The organism is Plantibacter cousiniae (nom. nud.), assembly GCF_977070315.1.
Map to the genome: position 1 here is coordinate 179,867 of NZ_CDRVEU010000002.1, position 16,500 is coordinate 196,366.

The 16,500-nt window shown below is 57.1% G+C and carries 15 protein-coding genes; 6 read left to right on the plus strand and 9 right to left on the minus strand.

What is annotated here, in order from left to right; genetic code table 11:
- Positions 1-306 precede the first annotated feature (306 nt).
- The 3 genes from ACW55A_RS04500 to ACW55A_RS04510 are packed head-to-tail and all read right to left on the minus strand — an operon-like array spanning position 307 to position 3,281.
- The gene (locus ACW55A_RS04500; RefSeq protein ID WP_003370969.1) at positions 307-627 is read right to left on the minus strand and encodes an AtuA-related protein; all 321 of its coding nucleotides are present in this window, start codon (positions 625-627) and stop codon (positions 307-309) included.
- Positions 624-1,988, minus strand: a complete 1,365-nt coding sequence (locus ACW55A_RS04505) for an acyclic terpene utilization AtuA family protein (RefSeq protein ID WP_096137310.1) — start codon at positions 1,986-1,988, stop codon at positions 624-626. The genes ACW55A_RS04500 and ACW55A_RS04505 overlap by 4 nt, the downstream gene beginning before the upstream one ends.
- Positions 1,989-3,281 carry a CitMHS family transporter gene (locus tag ACW55A_RS04510; protein WP_455808763.1) on the minus strand — a complete coding sequence of 431 codons (1,293 nt, stop codon included), beginning with the start codon at positions 3,279-3,281 and terminating at the stop codon, positions 1,989-1,991.
- Positions 3,282-3,412: 131 nt separating this feature from the next.
- On the opposite strand from ACW55A_RS04510, the gene ACW55A_RS04515 reads away from it, so the two are divergent.
- The 3 genes from ACW55A_RS04515 (at position 3,413) to ACW55A_RS04525 (ending at position 5,474) form a co-directional block, all read left to right on the plus strand.
- Positions 3,413-4,312 (plus strand): LysR family transcriptional regulator, encoded by a 900-nt coding sequence (locus tag ACW55A_RS04515; protein WP_060708918.1) that lies wholly within the window; start codon positions 3,413-3,415, stop codon positions 4,310-4,312.
- Between the two features lie 90 nt (positions 4,313-4,402).
- Complete coding sequence (locus ACW55A_RS04520; protein WP_248695532.1) at positions 4,403-4,873, plus strand: arsenate reductase ArsC; 471 nt, start codon at positions 4,403-4,405, stop codon at positions 4,871-4,873.
- A 73-nt stretch (positions 4,874-4,946) separates the two neighbouring features.
- Positions 4,947-5,474, plus strand: a complete 528-nt coding sequence (locus tag ACW55A_RS04525) for an NUDIX hydrolase (protein WP_455808761.1) — start codon at positions 4,947-4,949, stop codon at positions 5,472-5,474.
- Between the two features lie 206 nt (positions 5,475-5,680).
- On the opposite strand, the gene ACW55A_RS04530 is transcribed toward ACW55A_RS04525, so the two are convergent.
- Together ACW55A_RS04530 and ACW55A_RS04535 are read right to left on the minus strand one after the other, a co-directional pair.
- On the minus strand, positions 5,681-6,517 hold the full coding sequence (locus ACW55A_RS04530) for a PhzF family phenazine biosynthesis protein (RefSeq protein ID WP_455808760.1): 837 nt from the start codon (positions 6,515-6,517) through the stop codon (positions 5,681-5,683).
- A 549-nt stretch (positions 6,518-7,066) separates the two neighbouring features.
- Positions 7,067-7,531 (minus strand): DUF3429 domain-containing protein, encoded by a 465-nt coding sequence (locus ACW55A_RS04535; RefSeq protein WP_498810742.1) that lies wholly within the window; start codon positions 7,529-7,531, stop codon positions 7,067-7,069.
- Between the two features lie 489 nt (positions 7,532-8,020).
- Here ACW55A_RS04535 and ACW55A_RS04540 point away from each other — a divergent pair, with 489 nt between their 5' ends.
- Positions 8,021-9,091 (plus strand): alpha/beta fold hydrolase, encoded by a 1,071-nt coding sequence (locus ACW55A_RS04540; protein WP_498810741.1) that lies wholly within the window; start codon positions 8,021-8,023, stop codon positions 9,089-9,091.
- 47 nt (positions 9,092-9,138) lie between these two features.
- On the opposite strand, the gene ACW55A_RS04545 is transcribed toward ACW55A_RS04540, so the two are convergent.
- On the minus strand, positions 9,139-10,464 hold the full coding sequence (locus ACW55A_RS04545; protein ID WP_498810740.1) for an NAD(P)/FAD-dependent oxidoreductase: 1,326 nt from the start codon (positions 10,462-10,464) through the stop codon (positions 9,139-9,141).
- Positions 10,465-10,861: 397 nt separating this feature from the next.
- Here ACW55A_RS04545 and tspO point away from each other — a divergent pair, with 397 nt between their 5' ends.
- Complete coding sequence (gene tspO, locus ACW55A_RS04550; protein ID WP_003371008.1) at positions 10,862-11,302, plus strand: tryptophan-rich sensory protein TspO; 441 nt, start codon at positions 10,862-10,864, stop codon at positions 11,300-11,302.
- 124 nt (positions 11,303-11,426) lie between these two features.
- Here the strand turns inward: tspO and ACW55A_RS04555 are convergent, their stop codons facing one another.
- Complete coding sequence (locus ACW55A_RS04555; RefSeq protein ID WP_032609567.1) at positions 11,427-12,605, minus strand: DUF2252 domain-containing protein; 1,179 nt, start codon at positions 12,603-12,605, stop codon at positions 11,427-11,429.
- 48 nt (positions 12,606-12,653) lie between these two features.
- On the opposite strand from ACW55A_RS04555, the gene ACW55A_RS04560 reads away from it, so the two are divergent.
- Positions 12,654-12,857: a hypothetical protein gene (locus ACW55A_RS04560; protein ID WP_032609569.1), complete on the plus strand. Its 204-nt coding sequence runs from the start codon at positions 12,654-12,656 to the stop codon at positions 12,855-12,857.
- Here ACW55A_RS04560 and ACW55A_RS04565 read toward each other — a convergent pair.
- Positions 12,847-14,475, minus strand: coding sequence for a methyl-accepting chemotaxis protein (locus tag ACW55A_RS04565; RefSeq protein ID WP_498810739.1), 1,629 nt, complete (start codon positions 14,473-14,475; stop codon positions 12,847-12,849). The two genes, ACW55A_RS04560 and ACW55A_RS04565, sit on opposite strands and share 11 nt — an antisense overlap.
- Positions 14,476-14,944: 469 nt before the next feature.
- On the minus strand, positions 14,945-16,477 hold the full coding sequence (locus tag ACW55A_RS04570) for an efflux RND transporter permease subunit (RefSeq protein WP_498810738.1): 1,533 nt from the start codon (positions 16,475-16,477) through the stop codon (positions 14,945-14,947).
- Positions 16,478-16,500: the final 23 nt, after the last annotated feature.

Below are 16,500 nucleotides of genomic sequence, written 5' to 3' on the forward strand. Positions count from 1 at the left end.
AAGATGCCCTGAGCTGCCCGCAGTCAGGGGTTCCAGGCATAAGGGCTGGTGCAAGAGCGATGCCAATGAAAATTGGTTCGGTCAATTTTGCCGGGCAAGATGGCCAGCCACTGTCGCGGATCAAGCCTGGCGGGCCAATGTTCAAAGGTCCGCCGGGTTGGTCCGCGGCATGGCAAGGGGATTGGTTCGCCGTTGAGTGAACCAATTTTTCAGCGGGTACGGATTTGCTGCATCAATGCGTGCAGGGTGCGCCAAAGTGCACCGCTAGGTGCGCGACCGATGTGCCGCCTCGCGCTAAGCCGCTCGTCATTCCAGGGCCAGATCGAGCAGTGCGGCCCCCAGAGCCTTGCCGTGGGCATCGAGCGCCAGTGACCGCGTGACCCCGCCACGCAGGATGCCGGGCAGGACGAAGTTGAGCGCACCAACACGTGGCAGTTCGTAGCGCCGTACGGGTGGTCCATTTGCATCCAGCAGTTCGGCAAAGTGTTCAGTGACCCGTTCCACCGTCAGCAGCTCAGCCAGACGTGGATAATCGTCGATGCGAAAGGCAACGATCGAGATATTGGAGACGTCACCCTTGTCACCGGTACGTGTATGAGCGATGTCCCGCAATTTGGTGGTGTTCATGCCAGATCCTCCAGATGCACGTGCAGGTTGACTTGGTCTCTCGGCACAAACAACGACGCCACCGCGACTACCTGGCGGACTGACTTGCTCGCACCGCCGCCGCCGTACGGGCCGTTGGTGTAGAGGGTTTCCACCTCATTGCCGACGCGTATTGCATCGTTTTTGTCCACGCAACGCGCGGCCACCCGGAGGCGTACTTCCCAGGGCTCGCCCTCGGCGCGCGCTCCCAGGTGACTTCCATGCAAGGCGTTAACGCCGATCAGTTCGGCTCGAATGTCCTCACATACCACGCCTGTCAGGGCCAGGCGTTTGAGTACGATGTCCTTCGCCAATTGTCCGCGAGCCAGCGCGCCGGGGCCGCCGTAGGACATTTGTCCTTCGCCGATCCAGCCATCCAGAAAACCTACTGACACCTTCAGCGTCGCGGGACGTGCGTGTCCGTCCGCCCCCTGAACGCGCACTTCGTCTCTGGCGATGGATTCGAAGGAAGCATCGGTGAAATCCGCGCTGACATCCGGCGTCAGATAGGCGGCAGGGTCATGCACTTCGTACAACATTTGCTCGGTGCAGGTGGCGGTATCAATGCGGCCACCGGAGCCTGCCACTTTGCTGATGACGGCGTTGCCTGCCGCATCTATCTCGGCCAGCGGGAAGCCCAGACGGTCGAGGTCTGGGACGTCCTTAACACCAGGATCCGCGAAATAGCCGCCGCTGACCTGGCCGGCACATTCGAGCAAATGCCCGACCAGGGTTCCGCGACCCAGCAATGCCCATGCGTCCTCGGCCCAGCCGAACTCGAACATTTGCGGTGCGAGAAACAGTGAGGGATCAGCGACCCTTCCGGTAACGATCACGTCAGCATCGGCGCGCAAGGCCTGGATGATTCCTTCCGCGCCCAGATAGGCATTGGCCGAGATGAGTCTGTCGCCAAGGGATCGCAGAGACCTGCCGTTGTCGAGGGTTTGATCGGGCTGTTGCAGCAGGGCTGTGAGCACGTCATCGCCTGTCAGGGCTGCGACTTTCAAGCCGTTCAAGCCCAGTTCTGCCGCTATCCGGCGTATTTCACTAGCGGCGCCAAGCGGATTTGCAGCGCCCATGTTGGTGATGATTCGCAAGCGGCGGCGCGTACCGTCAACGCCGTTGCCCACAAAAGGCAAGACCCGGCGCATGCGCTCGCTCAGCAATGGATCGTAGCCTGCTGATGGGTCTGCCAGACGCGACTGCTGTGCCAGTGCAATGGTACGTTCTGCGAGGCATTCAAATACCAGGTAATCCAGTTGCCCATGCTCGGCCAGCTCGATCGCCGGCTCGATGCGGTCGCCGGAATAACCGGCTCCTGAACCAATCCGTATTGTTTTCATTCAGAAAACTCCTATGACCATAGCGGTCAGGGTCATGATGACCGAGGCCGCAAACAGGAAAGGGATAGTGAAACGCTGGTGGTCAGCCAGTTCGATCTTGCACAGGCCGACCAGCAGAAAGGTCGCTGGCGTCAACGGGCTGACCGGGAAGCCGGTGGTATGCACGCCAAGCAGCGACGCCTGCGCGACCTGCATCGGGTCAACGCCGAGCGCTTTGCCGACCTCGGCGACCACGGGCATGATGCCGAAGTAGAAGGAGTCCGGATCGAAGAGCAGGCTCAAGGGCATGGATAGAAAGCCTACGACGACCGGGATCAGCTTGCCGTGCCCGGCCGGGATCTGGCCTACGGCCACTTCTGCCATGGCCTTCAGCATCCCGGTGCCTTGCATGATGCCTGTGAATACCCCGGCAGCAAGCAGAATACTGGCCATGGTCAGGGCCGTTTTGGCGTGTGCGTCGATGCGTGCCCGTTGTGCGTCCACGGCAGGATAGTTGATGCACAAGGCAATCACGGTGCCGAGCATGAACATCACCACCGGATCGACAACCCCCGCGATCATTACGCCCATCACCACCAGCGTCATCAGCAGGTTGACCCAGAACAACCGAGGCTTGCGCAGTTCACGCTCGGCATCACTGAGCACGCGTTGGTGGGGTTTTACATCGAGATTGTCAGGACCCAGGCCCAGGCGTCGCTCTTCACGCCGTCCCAGGAAGAACGCGCAGGTGAAGACGAAGATCAGTCCGACGATCTGCACCGGAATGAGCGGCTGAAACAGATCCGAAACCGGCACGTGAAGGGCGGCGGAGGAGCGCAACACCGGACCCGTCCAGGGCAGGAAGTTGACACCCGCAGCCATCGCCGTGACGCAGGCCAGTATGCGTTTATCCATGCCCAGCCGCGTATACAACGGCAGCATTGCCGGAATGGTCACGAGAAAGGTCACCGCGCCGGAGCCGTCCAGATGCACCAACAGCGCCAGCAGTGCGGTGCCCATGACGATGCGGGTCGGCCGTGTACCGACCCGTTTGAGGATGCGATCGATGATCGGATCGAGCATGCCGGCATCCGTCATGATGCCGAAGAAGAGGATGGCGAATACAAACATCCCGACTACGGGCGCAACGTTCTTGATGCCTGTGATGATGAAACCACTGGTTTGCAGACCAAAACCAGCGAGGAGGGCGGCGATGATCGGGAGGGCGATCAATGCAACCAGGGGAGATATGCGTTTGCTCATAATACTGACGAGCATGGCAAGGATGGTTATCACACCGAGTGTGGCGAGCATGGGCAGATCCTCTTTGGCATCCCTGTGCGCGGCAGCGACGAGACACCCTCTTGTTGTTTTGCAAGAGTAATAACAACGACGCTATGCTCTGTGAATTGAAATATTCAGTGGGTCTTGTTCGGAAAAACAAAATGAAGAATTCGATCCAGCACATCCGCGCCTTTCTGTCAGTCGCTCAGACCGGCAGTTTTTCCAAGGCCGCAGCTGCTCTCAACTTGTCGCCGTCTGCACTGACCGTACAAATCCAGCAACTGGAAGATTGGCTTGGCGTTGCCTTGCTGGAACGAAGCCCGCGTCATGTCTGCTTGACCGGCGCCGGGCAAAATGCGCTTTTACCCATGGAAAAACTGCTGTTGGATCTGGACAACATCGTTACTGCTGCGCGGGATATTGCAGCCTCACGACGCGGCTTGATCACCATCGCCGCCTTGCCATCGCTGTGTTCCGGTGTACTGCCTGTCGTGTTGAAGACGTTCCGCGAGCGGTTTCCCGGTGTCGAGGTCAGACTGCGAGATGTCGTCGCGCAACGCATCGACACGCTTGTCATGGAGCGCGAAGTGGATTTCGGATTAGGCGTACAGGCCCGGCCCACTCATGGGCTGGAGTTCAACGCGATATTGGAAGACCGGTTGTGCCTGTTCGCCCCAAAAGACCATCCACTGGCAAAGCGTCCGACAGTGAGACTGGACGAGATAGCTGTTTTTCCGATCGTTCTTACCGGCAGGGAAAGCAGCGTTCGCGATTTGGTCGAGCGAGTGTTTGCTGACGAGCAACTGCCTTTATCTGCTGGTCTGGAAGCCAATTACATGTCTACCGTGCTGGCGTTGGTCAGGCAGGGGCAGGGCGTTGCGCTTCTTCCGGAGTCAGCGGACGATGGGCGGGGAGACCTGAGCAAGGTGCCAGTTGACCATCCGGGTGTTGTTCGGCAAATCGGGCTCATTACCCGTACGGAGCACACAATGGCCCCAGCTGTTGTCGAATTTGTTCGGTTGCTGGAGGATCTGCGCACGCTTGGCGATCCCAGCCATTGATTTCCTGTTATACGAATGGAATAGGATGGGATAGAAGAAAGACGGGTGTCTCGGCATTGCGTCCCGGTTTCTGACTCAAGGTATGCAACGATGAAAGTATTGTTCATGTGCACCCACAACAGCTGCCGCAGCATTCTGTCTGAGGCGCTTTTCAACCATCTGGCGCATCCAGGTCTGGAGGCAGTCAGCTCGGGCAGTTTTCCCAGTGGCCAGGTAAATCAACGGGCTTTGCAAACCCTGGAAGCAGCAGGTATTTCCACCGCAGGCCTGAGCAGCAAGGCTTCGGACGCTTTTGAAGGCTCGCCTCCAGATATCGTGATCACCGTCTGTGACAGGGCTGCAGGTGAAACCTGCCCGATCTTCTTCGGGCCTGCCCTGAAGGCGCATTGGGGGCTGGCTGATCCTTCCGAAGTCTCCGGGTCGGAAGCGCAGATCACCGCAGCGTTTGAAAGCACACTCGCCAAAATTCGCGAGCGTGTGACAGCGTTTCTTGCGTTGCCACTGGAGGCCATCAGCACCGACCAGCTCAAGGCCGAACTTGATCGTATAGGTTCGCTTTGAAGAGCGATAAAGGTTGCTACGACCAGGCTGACAACTGCTTCGAATTCTCCAGCTCACTTGAAATGAAGATCCCATGCAGCTCATTACCGAAATCATTCATCCCGAACTGAAGTCCACACAGGGCAGAATATTCAGACGCCATGCGGCACGCGGCATCGTATTGAGGGATGAAAAAATACTTTTACTGTTCACTGAACGCTATAACGACTTCAGCTTTCCTGGAGGCGGCCTTGATGCAGACGAGGACGTTGTTACAGGGTTGAAGCGTGAACTTGAAGAAGAGACGGGCGCTCGTCAAATTCAGGTGCTCCAGCATTATGGTTACATCGAAGAATACCGGCCCTATTGGAAGCCCCATTATGATCTGATGCACATGACCTCACATTTTTATCTGTGCGAAGTCGCGCACCAATTAGAGCCCGTTAGAATGGAAAGCCATGAAATAGCCAATGGCATGCGGCCCGTCTGGATCAGCGTAACTGAAGCCATCGCTCATAATGAGGCTGTTATGCAGCGTCAGGAGTCTTCGATGGGGCAGTCCATACAACGCGAGACCTTAATGCTGAGAAAAGTCGCCTCGGAGTTGGTCGTCAACCGGTGAGTATTTTATGTCTGGGCCAAGTGCAGGAGGGGCGCTTGTGGGGGGGGGGATTGATAACTCAACTAAATGACTGTTTAGTTGAGTTATTAATCTCAGGGACTTTAAGGTTGGGCGAGGGCGGTTGTTCAGCAGGCGAATATGAGTCTCACGTTCCTTGGTAGATCGTCATCAAAAGCTCGCTGACTCAACCTGATTTTAATCATATGCTAAAAAGAGACTTGGCCGGTAATGCATTTTTTAACTTCACCACCAACCCAGATGCCTTCACCGATCTGTTCTACCTGAATTCGTCCGCGACGTCCCAACGCCGTACCTTGGCTGACGGTATATCGTTTTGGCATTAGCCCGGCGGGTATTAGCCATTGGGCAAGGCTGGCATTAAGGCTACCAGTAACAGGGTCTTCTGCAGACCTGTTACTAATGAAGGCTCGAACTTCGATATCAGCTTCTGCATCTCGCCCGACCCAAGGCGCAAAGGCCCCTACGTTTAACCCATTCAGTGCTGCATAGTCTGGATGTATAGCCAACAATTCTTCACGCGTGCGCAGCATTACCACAACCCAACCCGGGCCGTTGTCTGCCCATTGGCTCGCAATAATACGGTCAGGTGCAACACCCAATCCATCGATGATGCTGTGCAAAACATCGTCTTCAACCGCGCCTCCACGTAGCAACGGTGGTGCCGCGAAAGACAAACGAGGGCCGTCGCGGCGGATGTGAACTAAACCTGCACCACACTCCTGAACGACTTCTTTACTTTGCGAAAAACCATGATCCCCCAGCCACACGTAACAGCTGCCTAAAGTAGGGTGGCCAGCGAAAGGAAGTTCACGGATTGGAGTAAAGATACGTACACGATAATCCGCATCAGGATGGGTAGGACGCATGAGAAATGTCGTCTCGCTAAGGTTTGTCCAACGTGCGAACGCGGCCATTTGTTCGGTGGTCAGATCATCAGCGTCGCTTACGACTGCCAGGGCATTGCCTTCCAGGGGCTTACTGGCGAATACATCAACCTGGTGAAAACTCAGTGTATTGGGCATAAAGCGCTCGTCGGTCGGGTTCCGTGGGAAAGGTAACCCTAAATACATCGCAGGATAGTGTCCACATAGCCGCACGAAAGACCCGGCGAAGAGTCAGTTCTTGAGTCCAGGCGCCCGTGATTGGATCTGGTTCTCGACCCCATTGTTGTTAATGGGTACAACCGAGTCATCGAGGTATCGCGACAGCGCTGCGTAGCCATCACGGATAAAGCAACTCGATAAAGCGCCGGGCTCGCTCAGTGTTTTTAGCTTCGTGATAGATCAATGTGCGTGGCGGTTTCACTCAGAATTGATTCGAGGCTGGTTGGCATGTGTCGACAGGAGCCTTTTCCTGCGGAAATGCGCTCGGCACTGCCAAGATCGCGTAACATCTTGTTACGCATAATGTATATTATGTTAAATTATGTGTATTTCTATGTCTGTCCATGTGTAGCCGCTTTCACCAATCCTTACCTCCCTTTCATGAACCCCGATGCCTCGACCTCCCTCTGTGCTTGCTGACGCTGCATCGGCGAATCTTCCACGGCCAACATTTGATTGTGAGAGGTTTCATAAATGAAGCGCCTCAACCATCGCGGCGAGCAGCAGGCAGACGCTAACCACAGCGGTAAGCTGTGATCGCATAGGAAGGTACCAGCCGGGCAAGCTTATAACCCGCAAGAGCTGTCTGTCCTGCAAAAAGTGGACAACAAAGCCGATGACCAGCAGCAAGCAACCCAATGGCATTGGCAGTAACGTGGCAATCCAGGCAATAAGTGCAGGAATGACACTCCAGATGAACCGGCCGCTGCGCTGCTGGGCTTTCATGTCTTGGGCGGTCATGGCGAAGCCCCAGTGCAAGGCGCCGACGAAGCTCAGGATGACGGCTCCATAGTTGACAAGGGCAATCGCAAACAGCGGCCGATAGTCGATAGAAAACGGGATCAGCAGCGCCAAGGAAATAAACGGCAAAAGACCGCCATAACCCAGCAGGCTGACGTGCTTTGGCAGAGAGGTTGAAGGCAATGCGTTCATTTGTATTCCTTGCAGTGAGCGACACTCAAGACTGTAGGCCCAAAAGCCACGTTTGAGCGAGATATTGATGGCAGTTGGGCCGCATGACCTAAGACCTGAGCTGTTTCAAATCCCCGCCTTTTTACCCGGTCTTCAGGGTAACCCCATATCGTGATTGAGCCGAGAGCATTGAGCCGTTGGGCAAATTGAACGAGATCCTGCATCGGCCCCCTGCCCGGCTGAGGCCTTCCGAAAGCGCGCAGCCTATTGCTATGTTAAATAGTGTTATATAAAAATTAACTTAACATTATCTGATCGTTGGCAGATCATATCTCCAACACCCATGACGCCATGACAAAAATACAATGCAGGACGGGAACGAAGATCCCCGTATTGAGACCCGGCGACGTTGCGCCATGCTGCCCTCGCTCTGAGGATTAGCCAACTGATCAATCTCCTGCAAGCATTGAAGCGCAGGACATCCTAAAACAAAAATAATAGGACATACCCATGCATAGACTCATTTCACGTCCCACGATCGGGCTGTTGTTTTCTATGGCCTTACTCGGCTCTGCCGTCAGTGCCGCGCCGTTACCCGCTGCGACCGAGGGCGACTGGGTTGCACCGCAGTTCACCTTCCATACCGGTGAAAAACTCGCCAACCTCAAACTGCACTACATCACCCTTGGCAATCCCAAAAATCCCGCCATCCTCTTTCTGCACGGCACCTATCGGCCAGGCAGCGATATGCTGAGCAAGGATTTTGGCGGGGAGCTGTTTGGCCCTGGTCAACCGCTGGACGCCAGCAAGTACTACATCATTTCCACCGATGGCATCGGCGTGGGCCAGTCCAGCAAACCATCGGATGGCTTGCGCACTCGGTTTCCGGCGTACAACTACAACGACATGGTTCAAGCCCAGTATCGGTTGGTCACCGAAGGTCTGGGTATCAAGCACCTGAGGCTGATCATCGGTAACTCCATGGGCGGCATGCAAACCTGGATGTGGGGCCAGAACTGGCCGCAGATGATGGACGCACTGGTGCCCATGGCTTCCCAACCCACCGAAATGTCATCCCGCAACTGGATGATGCGCCGCTTGCTGGTCGAGTCAATCAAGCAGGATCCGGCCTGGAGCAACGGCAACTACAGCGCGCAACCGCCGTCCCTACGCTTGGCCAACGCGATGTTCAGCATCGGTACCAGCGGCGGTACTCTGGCGTATCAGGCGGCTGCCCCGACCCGCGCTCAGGCCGATAAGCTGGTGGATGAACGCCTCAGCGCTGCACAAACCGCCGACGCCAATGACTTCATCTACCAATGGCAATCTTCCGCCGACTTCAACGCAGCCCCCGGTCTGAAAAAAATTCAAGCTCCGGTGCTGGCCATCAATTCAGCGGACGATGAGCGCATCCCGCCGGAAACAGGCCTTATGCAGGCGTCGATGAAAGAACTCAAGCACGCACGGCTATTACTTATCCCCGCCAGTGCCGACACCCGTGGTCACGGCACCACGAGCATGGCAAAGTTTTATAGCAAGGAGCTCGGGCAGTTCATGCTTGAGACTGAAAAGGCGAAATAGACCACCCGCTCACCCCGGCCAAACGTTTTTAACAAAACGGCTTCAGCTCAAAAGTCCGCCACCTTGCCCCAGGCGGACGTTTGAAAGCGGTCAGGGTGATAAGGACGCGGGTCTACAATGGGGCTCACACCGCTGACAATATCGGCAATAAGATGACCCGCGCCGGGGCCAATACCAAAGCCATGCCCGCTGAACCCGGCCGCGATCACCAACCCCGGCAGGCTGGACATTTCGCCGATACCGGGAACGCCGTCCGGCGTACTGTCCACGTAACCGGCCCAGGACGCCTTGATCGACGTACCCTGCAGTGCCGGCACCAATTCCACCGCGCGCTTGTAAGTCAGCGCAACTGCGGAGGCGTCAGCGCTTGGATCGAGAATGCGCACTCTCTCCATCGGCGTGGGCTGGTCCAGGCGCCAGCGCTTCAAGCTTTCGTGGCCTGCTTGCCAGCCTTCCAACCCCCCAGGCGCAAGGTTGCGCCAGCGACGCTGAAACATTGGCAGGAATTGCGTAGAGAACCTCAGCAACTGCGGCGTGATATCGACTCGACCCCGGCCACTGATCGCCAGCGTGTAACTGCCATCAAAGCGGCGGGTCATGGACGCGCCGGTGGTATGCAGCGCACTGGGAATTTCCTGGCTCGGGGCGGTGACCGAAAGCACGGTCTGACGAATCGTCGCTTGCGGGAAGCGAATACCATACTGGCGGCAGAACGAAGATGCCCAAGCGCCTGCGGCAAGCACCGCGAGCCGGGTGCGGATGGTGCCTTTTTCGGTGACGACTGCCGACAAGCGACCGCCTTCGGTCTCGACGCCCCGCACGGCGCAGTCCTGATGCACGCTACTGCCCAGTGCCATGATCGCGCGCGCGACTGCGGGGGCTGCGCGGGAAGGGTCGGCAATGCCATCTGTGGGCGCAAACACCCCACCTTTCCATAGCTTGCCAGTCGCCCTGCCCCGTTCGGCAGCCTGCTCGGCGGTGAGCATCTGGGTCTGCACGTTGACAGTGCGCGCAAACTCGCCCCAGCGCGCCCACCCTTCCAGCTCCTGGTCGTTGTTGCTCAGGTAGAGCAAGCCGCACCGCGTAAAGCCGGTCTGTTCACCGGATTGCTCGGCGAATTGCTCCCACAGTTCCAGGCTTTTGGTGGCCATCGGTAATTCACGCGCATCGCGATTCTGCTGACGGCACCATCCCCAGTTACGGCTTGACTGCTCGGCGCCTATGCGGCCCTTTTCAACCAGCGCGACCTTCATGCCGCGCCTGGCAAGGTAATAGGCGGTAAACGCGCCGATGATACCGCCGCCGATCACAACCACATCGGCCTCCGCCGGCAGATCTGCAGAGGTATGCACGGGAGTTAAAGGTGCTGGCATGTTCTGGTTATCCACATGAGTTCAGAAGAGTGACCTGTTGCTAAAGCCCGACCCGTCCAGCCAGTCCTCCGATAAAGCGCAGACCACCGTGGTCTGACGAGCATCTGGCCATCAAGGGTTTATTACACCACCATAAGGCCGTCAATAAGCGCTTAAACGCGGGGCTACCTGGTAGAAACCACCGTTTAAACGGCACGCTTCGGCAGACTTTATCGAGGCGCCGAGGTGGGCTTTACAATTCGGCAACAGCGCTTTCCAAGGCGTCAAGCAGAGGGCACGCCTCTCTTCTTCGCTCTGACCCTCACATCAAAAAAACGGACCTTTTCAACACAAAGGCGTCCAACCTGGGTATCGCTACCACCGATCAGCCTCATAAGCCCTCGACTCAGGACAACCCATGACCTTCTTCATTTTCCTTTTAGCCTGCTGCGCCGCCGGAGCAACCGGCATCATCTTCAAGCCAGGAGCATGGTACGAATCTCTTAAGAAACCGAGCTTTACCCCGCCTGACTGGGCGTTTCCGGTGGCGTGGACGACGATTTATCTGCTTCTCGCCTGGGCGGGCTATCGCTTGACGCTTATCCCCGGCAGCGAGATCGTACTGGCCTTGTGGGCCGCTCAAATAGCGCTTAACACGTTGTGGACGCCGGTGTTTTTTGGCGCGAACCGTCTGGTTGCTGCGATGGTGATTCTGGTTCTGCTGTGGGTCGTGGTTGCCGCGATGATCGTGATGGCCTTGCAACTGGACATCATCACCGGGCTGATTTTGTTTCCCTACCTGGTCTGGCTCTCGGTGGCAGCGGCGCTGAACTTCTCCATTCTGCGCCACAATCGATAAGTGCTTGGCGCTGACTTCCTTATGCTTCCCCGGCGAGTTTGAGCAGAATATTGATTAACTGATTCATGTAAGCCAAGGACGGCCAGCATCGGCAGTTAATCTGTTCCGCTCAATTCACAAGGCGCTACAGCGCGTAGCGCCGACAGTGCTCAAGGTAGCCTTGCTCGTGACTGCCGACCAGTTGAACGACGCTTGACCATAGCCAGGAGGGAGCGTCCAGGGTCTCGGAGCGATTGCTTTGCAGATCCCGGATCCACGCCGCACGTGTGGCCAGATCCATCTGTCTGGCGTGGGCGTTACCAACCACTTTTGCGAGATACGCTGCGGCCTGCATGGCCTCTTGCTCAGTGAGCTCATCCAGTTCCAGCTTCATGTCCTGAGGAAGCAGCTCACGTATGAAGAACGAATGATCCAGCATTCGCACGGCAACCATTCGGCTGCCCAGGCCGGGCGACAGATTCCGGGCGCCCTCCACTACCCGTTTGCCATTGTCTCTGGGCATGCGAGCCCTCGCCGTACGGGGGGCCGCCGCTGCGACGGCTTCCTTGACGTCGAGCAGGCAGAACTCTTCATCCTCTTCATCGCCAACACCCATCAGCACCGCATAGCGAAGCAGCCCCAGCGAGCTGCATCCTTTTACCCAATAGGCGGAGTCGAGTAAGCGCACCCGGTCATCCTGCGACCTGCCTTTGAGCGATGTCACCAGCGCATGAATCTCCGGCGTTTCACAAAGCTCCTTGATTGCATCGCGTTCCGCGCGTGACAGTTGCCAGAAATGCTTACCCAACGGAATGGTCGGCTGCGTACCTTCGAAGCGCTCCTTGGCAAGGTGCTTCCACGTGCGTTGTACCGCGCTACGCATTCCGGCTTTCACTTGCGCAGGGCGATCAGGCTCTTCATCGTCGTCGCCCAAAAAAGCTTCTTCGTAGCCCTGCATCATCTCTTCCAGCATTCTTGCCGTGGTAACGCCGGGCAAGTCCGAGCCACGAGCAGCCGTCGCCAACGACAACCCCAGCCTCACCAGGTCATGGGCAGGATTACCGATTACGGCCTGATCGAGATCGCGGATATGCATGTCGATGCGCCCTCTCGAATCCCCTGTGGGCCCCAGATTGCCGGCGTGACAATCGCCACAGATCCAGACCGGCGGACCGCTGGGCAGACGTCTACCCGACTGGCTGTGAAGCCACTCATAGAACTGGGCGGTATTGCCTCGAACGAACGCGTGCGCAGACCGCGCCATTTTTAGATTGCGCAGATTGATGAGGGATTTGAGACGTGTGTTCGGGCGAGGCGTTTTCATCGGAAAACCTTGAAGAGGGTTATTCCATTGACTCTTCATGTGACACGAATGTTTCAAGATATTTCATATCTGATCGCTGTTTATTTCAGCGTCCCAGCCGGATTCAAACTATTTCAAGCGCTTTGCCCACCGCAAACTGGCAAGGTCGACCGTCAACAAGAAAAGAACAAGAGAAAGCAGTGTGTATTCCCGGTCAAAGCGGTCCAGACGATCAGACCGGAAATACACCTGCACAAGCCCGTTAAAGCTTGAACTGCGCAACCATCGTGTTGAACGAAATCGCCAGCCGTGACAGTTCCTGACTGGATGCACTCGTCTGATTAGCGCCCGCTGCAGACTGTGCGCTCAGTTCCTGAATGTTGACCAGGTTGCGATCCACTTCGCGTGCCACCTGGGCCTGTTCTTCGGACGCCGAGGCAATCACCATGTTGCGCTCGTTAATGGTGCCTACGCCGCTGGTGATTTTTTCCAGGGCGCTGCCGGCACGCTGAGCGAGTTCCTGAGTGTTGGTGGCCGTCGCCAGGCTTTTGCTCATTGCAGCGACCGCACCGTCGGCACCGGACTGCACGGTACCGATCATGCCTTCGATTTCCACCGTTGAAGCCTGGGTGCGGTGCGCCAGAGCGCGCACTTCGTCGGCTACCACAGCAAACCCTCTGCCTTGTTCACCGGCGCGTGCAGCCTCGATGGCGGCGTTCAGCGCAAGCAGGTTGGTCTGTTCCGCAATGCTGCGGATGACCTCAAGCACTTTGCTGATATCCCGGACGTGGCCAGCAAGCGTGGTCACTGACCCCGTCGACTCGGTAATCTCCCTGACCATCGTGCCGATGCCCTTGACGGTGTTATCCACCTGGCCACGACCGTTCGCGGCGTCGGTTGCCAGTGCTTTGGACTCCTCCGAGGTAGACACTGCATTGCGGGCTACCTCTTCAACAGCCGCCGTCATTTCGTTTACCGCCGTTGCAGCCTGTTGAATCTCGTCATTTTGTCGAGTAAGGCCGCGTGTGCTTTCTTCGGTGACCGCGCCAAGCTCTTCGGCTGCGGAGGCAAGCTGATCGGACGCGCTGGAAATCTCCTGAATCGTGCGTTTCAAGTTGCCCTGCATCGTGCCGATCGCATTGAGCAGGTGCCCCGCTTCATCGCCTCGGGTGCTGGAAACGCTCTGGGTCAAGTCGCCCGATGCAATACGTTGTGCAACTTCGATAGCGCTTCTCAGTGGTCCTGTAATCATGCGAGTGATCAGAATACCCAACATGATCGCCACCACAAACGCGATGACAATACCCGCCGTCAACATGAATACCGAGTTGCTTTGCAGCCTGTCAGCGGCCTCTGCACCTTCTTTGATCTGGCGCTTGTTGGAGTCGATCATGATCTGCAGGTAGCCGCGAGCCTTGTTGAACTCCCCGTCCGCCAGCGCGTTGAGGCGATTGCGCGCGTCTTCCAGTTTGCCCGCCTGCTGCAGGTCAAAGATGTTCTGGGAAGCAGAGATGTAGGCCGGCATCAAGGCGTCGTACTGGTCACCCGCTGCGCGTTCATCGTCCTCCAACGGAGTCGCGCGGTAGATGGCATAGACTTTCTGCGCACGCTCCAGCTCGGCATTGATACTTTGGCGCATTTTCTCAGCCGTGGCCGTGTCCTTGGCATCGAGCAAACGGTAAAGCCCGCGGTTATGAGTGGTTAGGGCGGTCATCGTCTCGTTGGTGTTGGCCACTGAAACCAGGTTATTCGAGAATGTCAGCTCAAGGGCATCGGAAAGCCGGTTGATACCGAGCATCCCCAAGCCACCCACAGCCAATGTGATCATGGCGCAAACGATGAACGCGGCCATGAGTTTTTTAGCGAAACTGGTGCGATTTATCATGTTCATTGATTATCCATCATCGTTAAGTAAGGGGTCACTTCTGTCCGAGAGCCCTACTGCACTAGAGGCAAGTAGTTACGCGTGGTTTTGTACTTTTGTTGTAAGCGGTTCGTTGGACTACAGAAATGGCCATCCCTTCTCTGTGCCAGGGCAGAACCTGCTTCCAACAACAAACTAACCGTGCCGTAGCCTGGTAGATATCTGGCCCAAGACCGTTAGTTTTACGGGCCGCGAGAGGTGGAAAGTGCTGTTCACGACACTTTGACTTTTCGCGCTCCCCGTCTTTATCGGCATGAAGCGGATTTTATGAATAGCCACGGGGGTGTTACTGGATAAAAGGGGGGACTGCATGAAAACGGGTACTGATGCGCTGGGTGCGCTCAGTGGAACCCAGGGAGGAAGTATGTCGGAATGCGAAGTATTCTCTGGTGCTTATTCCGGTCAGGAAGCCAGCCCCGAGGCAGCATTACACTGTTTACCCAGGCCTGCGAAACCACTTTATAAGTGTCTCATGGCCATCATCGATATAAGTAAAGATAACGGGCACTACCAACAGGCTTAGTACGGTCGAGGCCAACAGTCCGCCGATAACGACCACCGCCATCGGTTGACGGAAACCGGATTCGCCGCCCCATCCCAGTGCGGTCGGCAGCATGCCCGCGCCCATTGCAATGGTGGTCATGAGAATTGGCCGGGCGCGTTTGTGGCAGGCGTCGATCAACGCTTCGTAGCGGCTTACGGTCGGCGCACGGCGAGCCATGATTGCGTACTCCACCAGCAGGATCGAGTTCTTGGTAACGATCCCCATCAGCATCAGCAGACCGATGACTGACGCCATGGAAAAACTCATCCCGCCGATCAACAGTGCCAACAGTGCGCCACCAAGCGATAGCGGGAGCGCCGACAGGATGGTCAGCGGCTGCATGAAGTCATGGAACAGCAACACCAGCACCGCGTAGATACAGAATACGCCAACGGCCATCGCCAGACTGAAGTTGCCAAACAACTCGCTCATCAACTGCAACTCGCCCTGCTCCACCAGTTTTACTTGCGCTGGCAGGTTCTGCATGACCGGCGTTTGCCTGGCCTGTTCCATCACTTCGCCCAGATTGCTGCCATTGAGTTCGATGGACAGGGTGATATTGCGCAAGCGATCGATACGATCAATCTGCGCGGGGCCGCTGCCCATGCTGAGCTCTCCCAGCGACGCCAGTGCGATCTGGCCATCACGCCCTGTGACCCGTAACTGAGCGAGGCTCTGCAGGTCGGTACGTACTTGCGGCTGCATGCGCACCCGTACATTGACCTGGCGCTGGGACAGATTGATCTTGCCCAGAGACGAACTGTACTCACCATAGGTGGCCATGCGCAGGGTGTCGGCGATGTCCTGACTGCTGACACCCTGCTCTGCCGCGCGTACAACATCCGGGCGCATCTGGATTTCCGGTCGTTGCACCGCAGCACTTGAGGTGACGTTGCCGATGCCCTTTATCTGGCGCAACTGCGGTTCAAGCGCGGCGGCGGTACGCTCCAGCAAATCGCCATCATCGCTGGCAAGGACGATGTCCAGCCGTTCGCCGCTGGCGTCACCACCGACCGTCACCCGCACACCAGGTAAACTGCGCAGACTTTCACGCATGCTCGCTTCCACCTGGGATTGTTTCAGGGCGCGCTGGTCTCGCGGCAGCAGATCGACGGTCAGTATCGCGTTGCGATTACCTGCACTGCCGGCATCGCCGCTGCCCGCTGCGATGAACACGTGGGCCACTTCAGGGATCGCACGTAAACGCTTCTCAGCCTGCAAGGCAATCTCGGCGGTCTGCGCCAGACTGCTGCCGGGCGGCAATTCCAGGTTGACGGTGCTGCTGGCAATATCCTGTGCAGGCAGAAAACTGGTCGGCAGCAAGGGTATAAGCGCCAGCGAGCCGATAAATAGAGCGCCCACAATGGCCATGGTGGTCTTGCGGTGGCTCAGGATGGTGTGAATCCAGCCCAGGTAACGCCTCATCAAACCGCCGTCGTGTTCGTCAA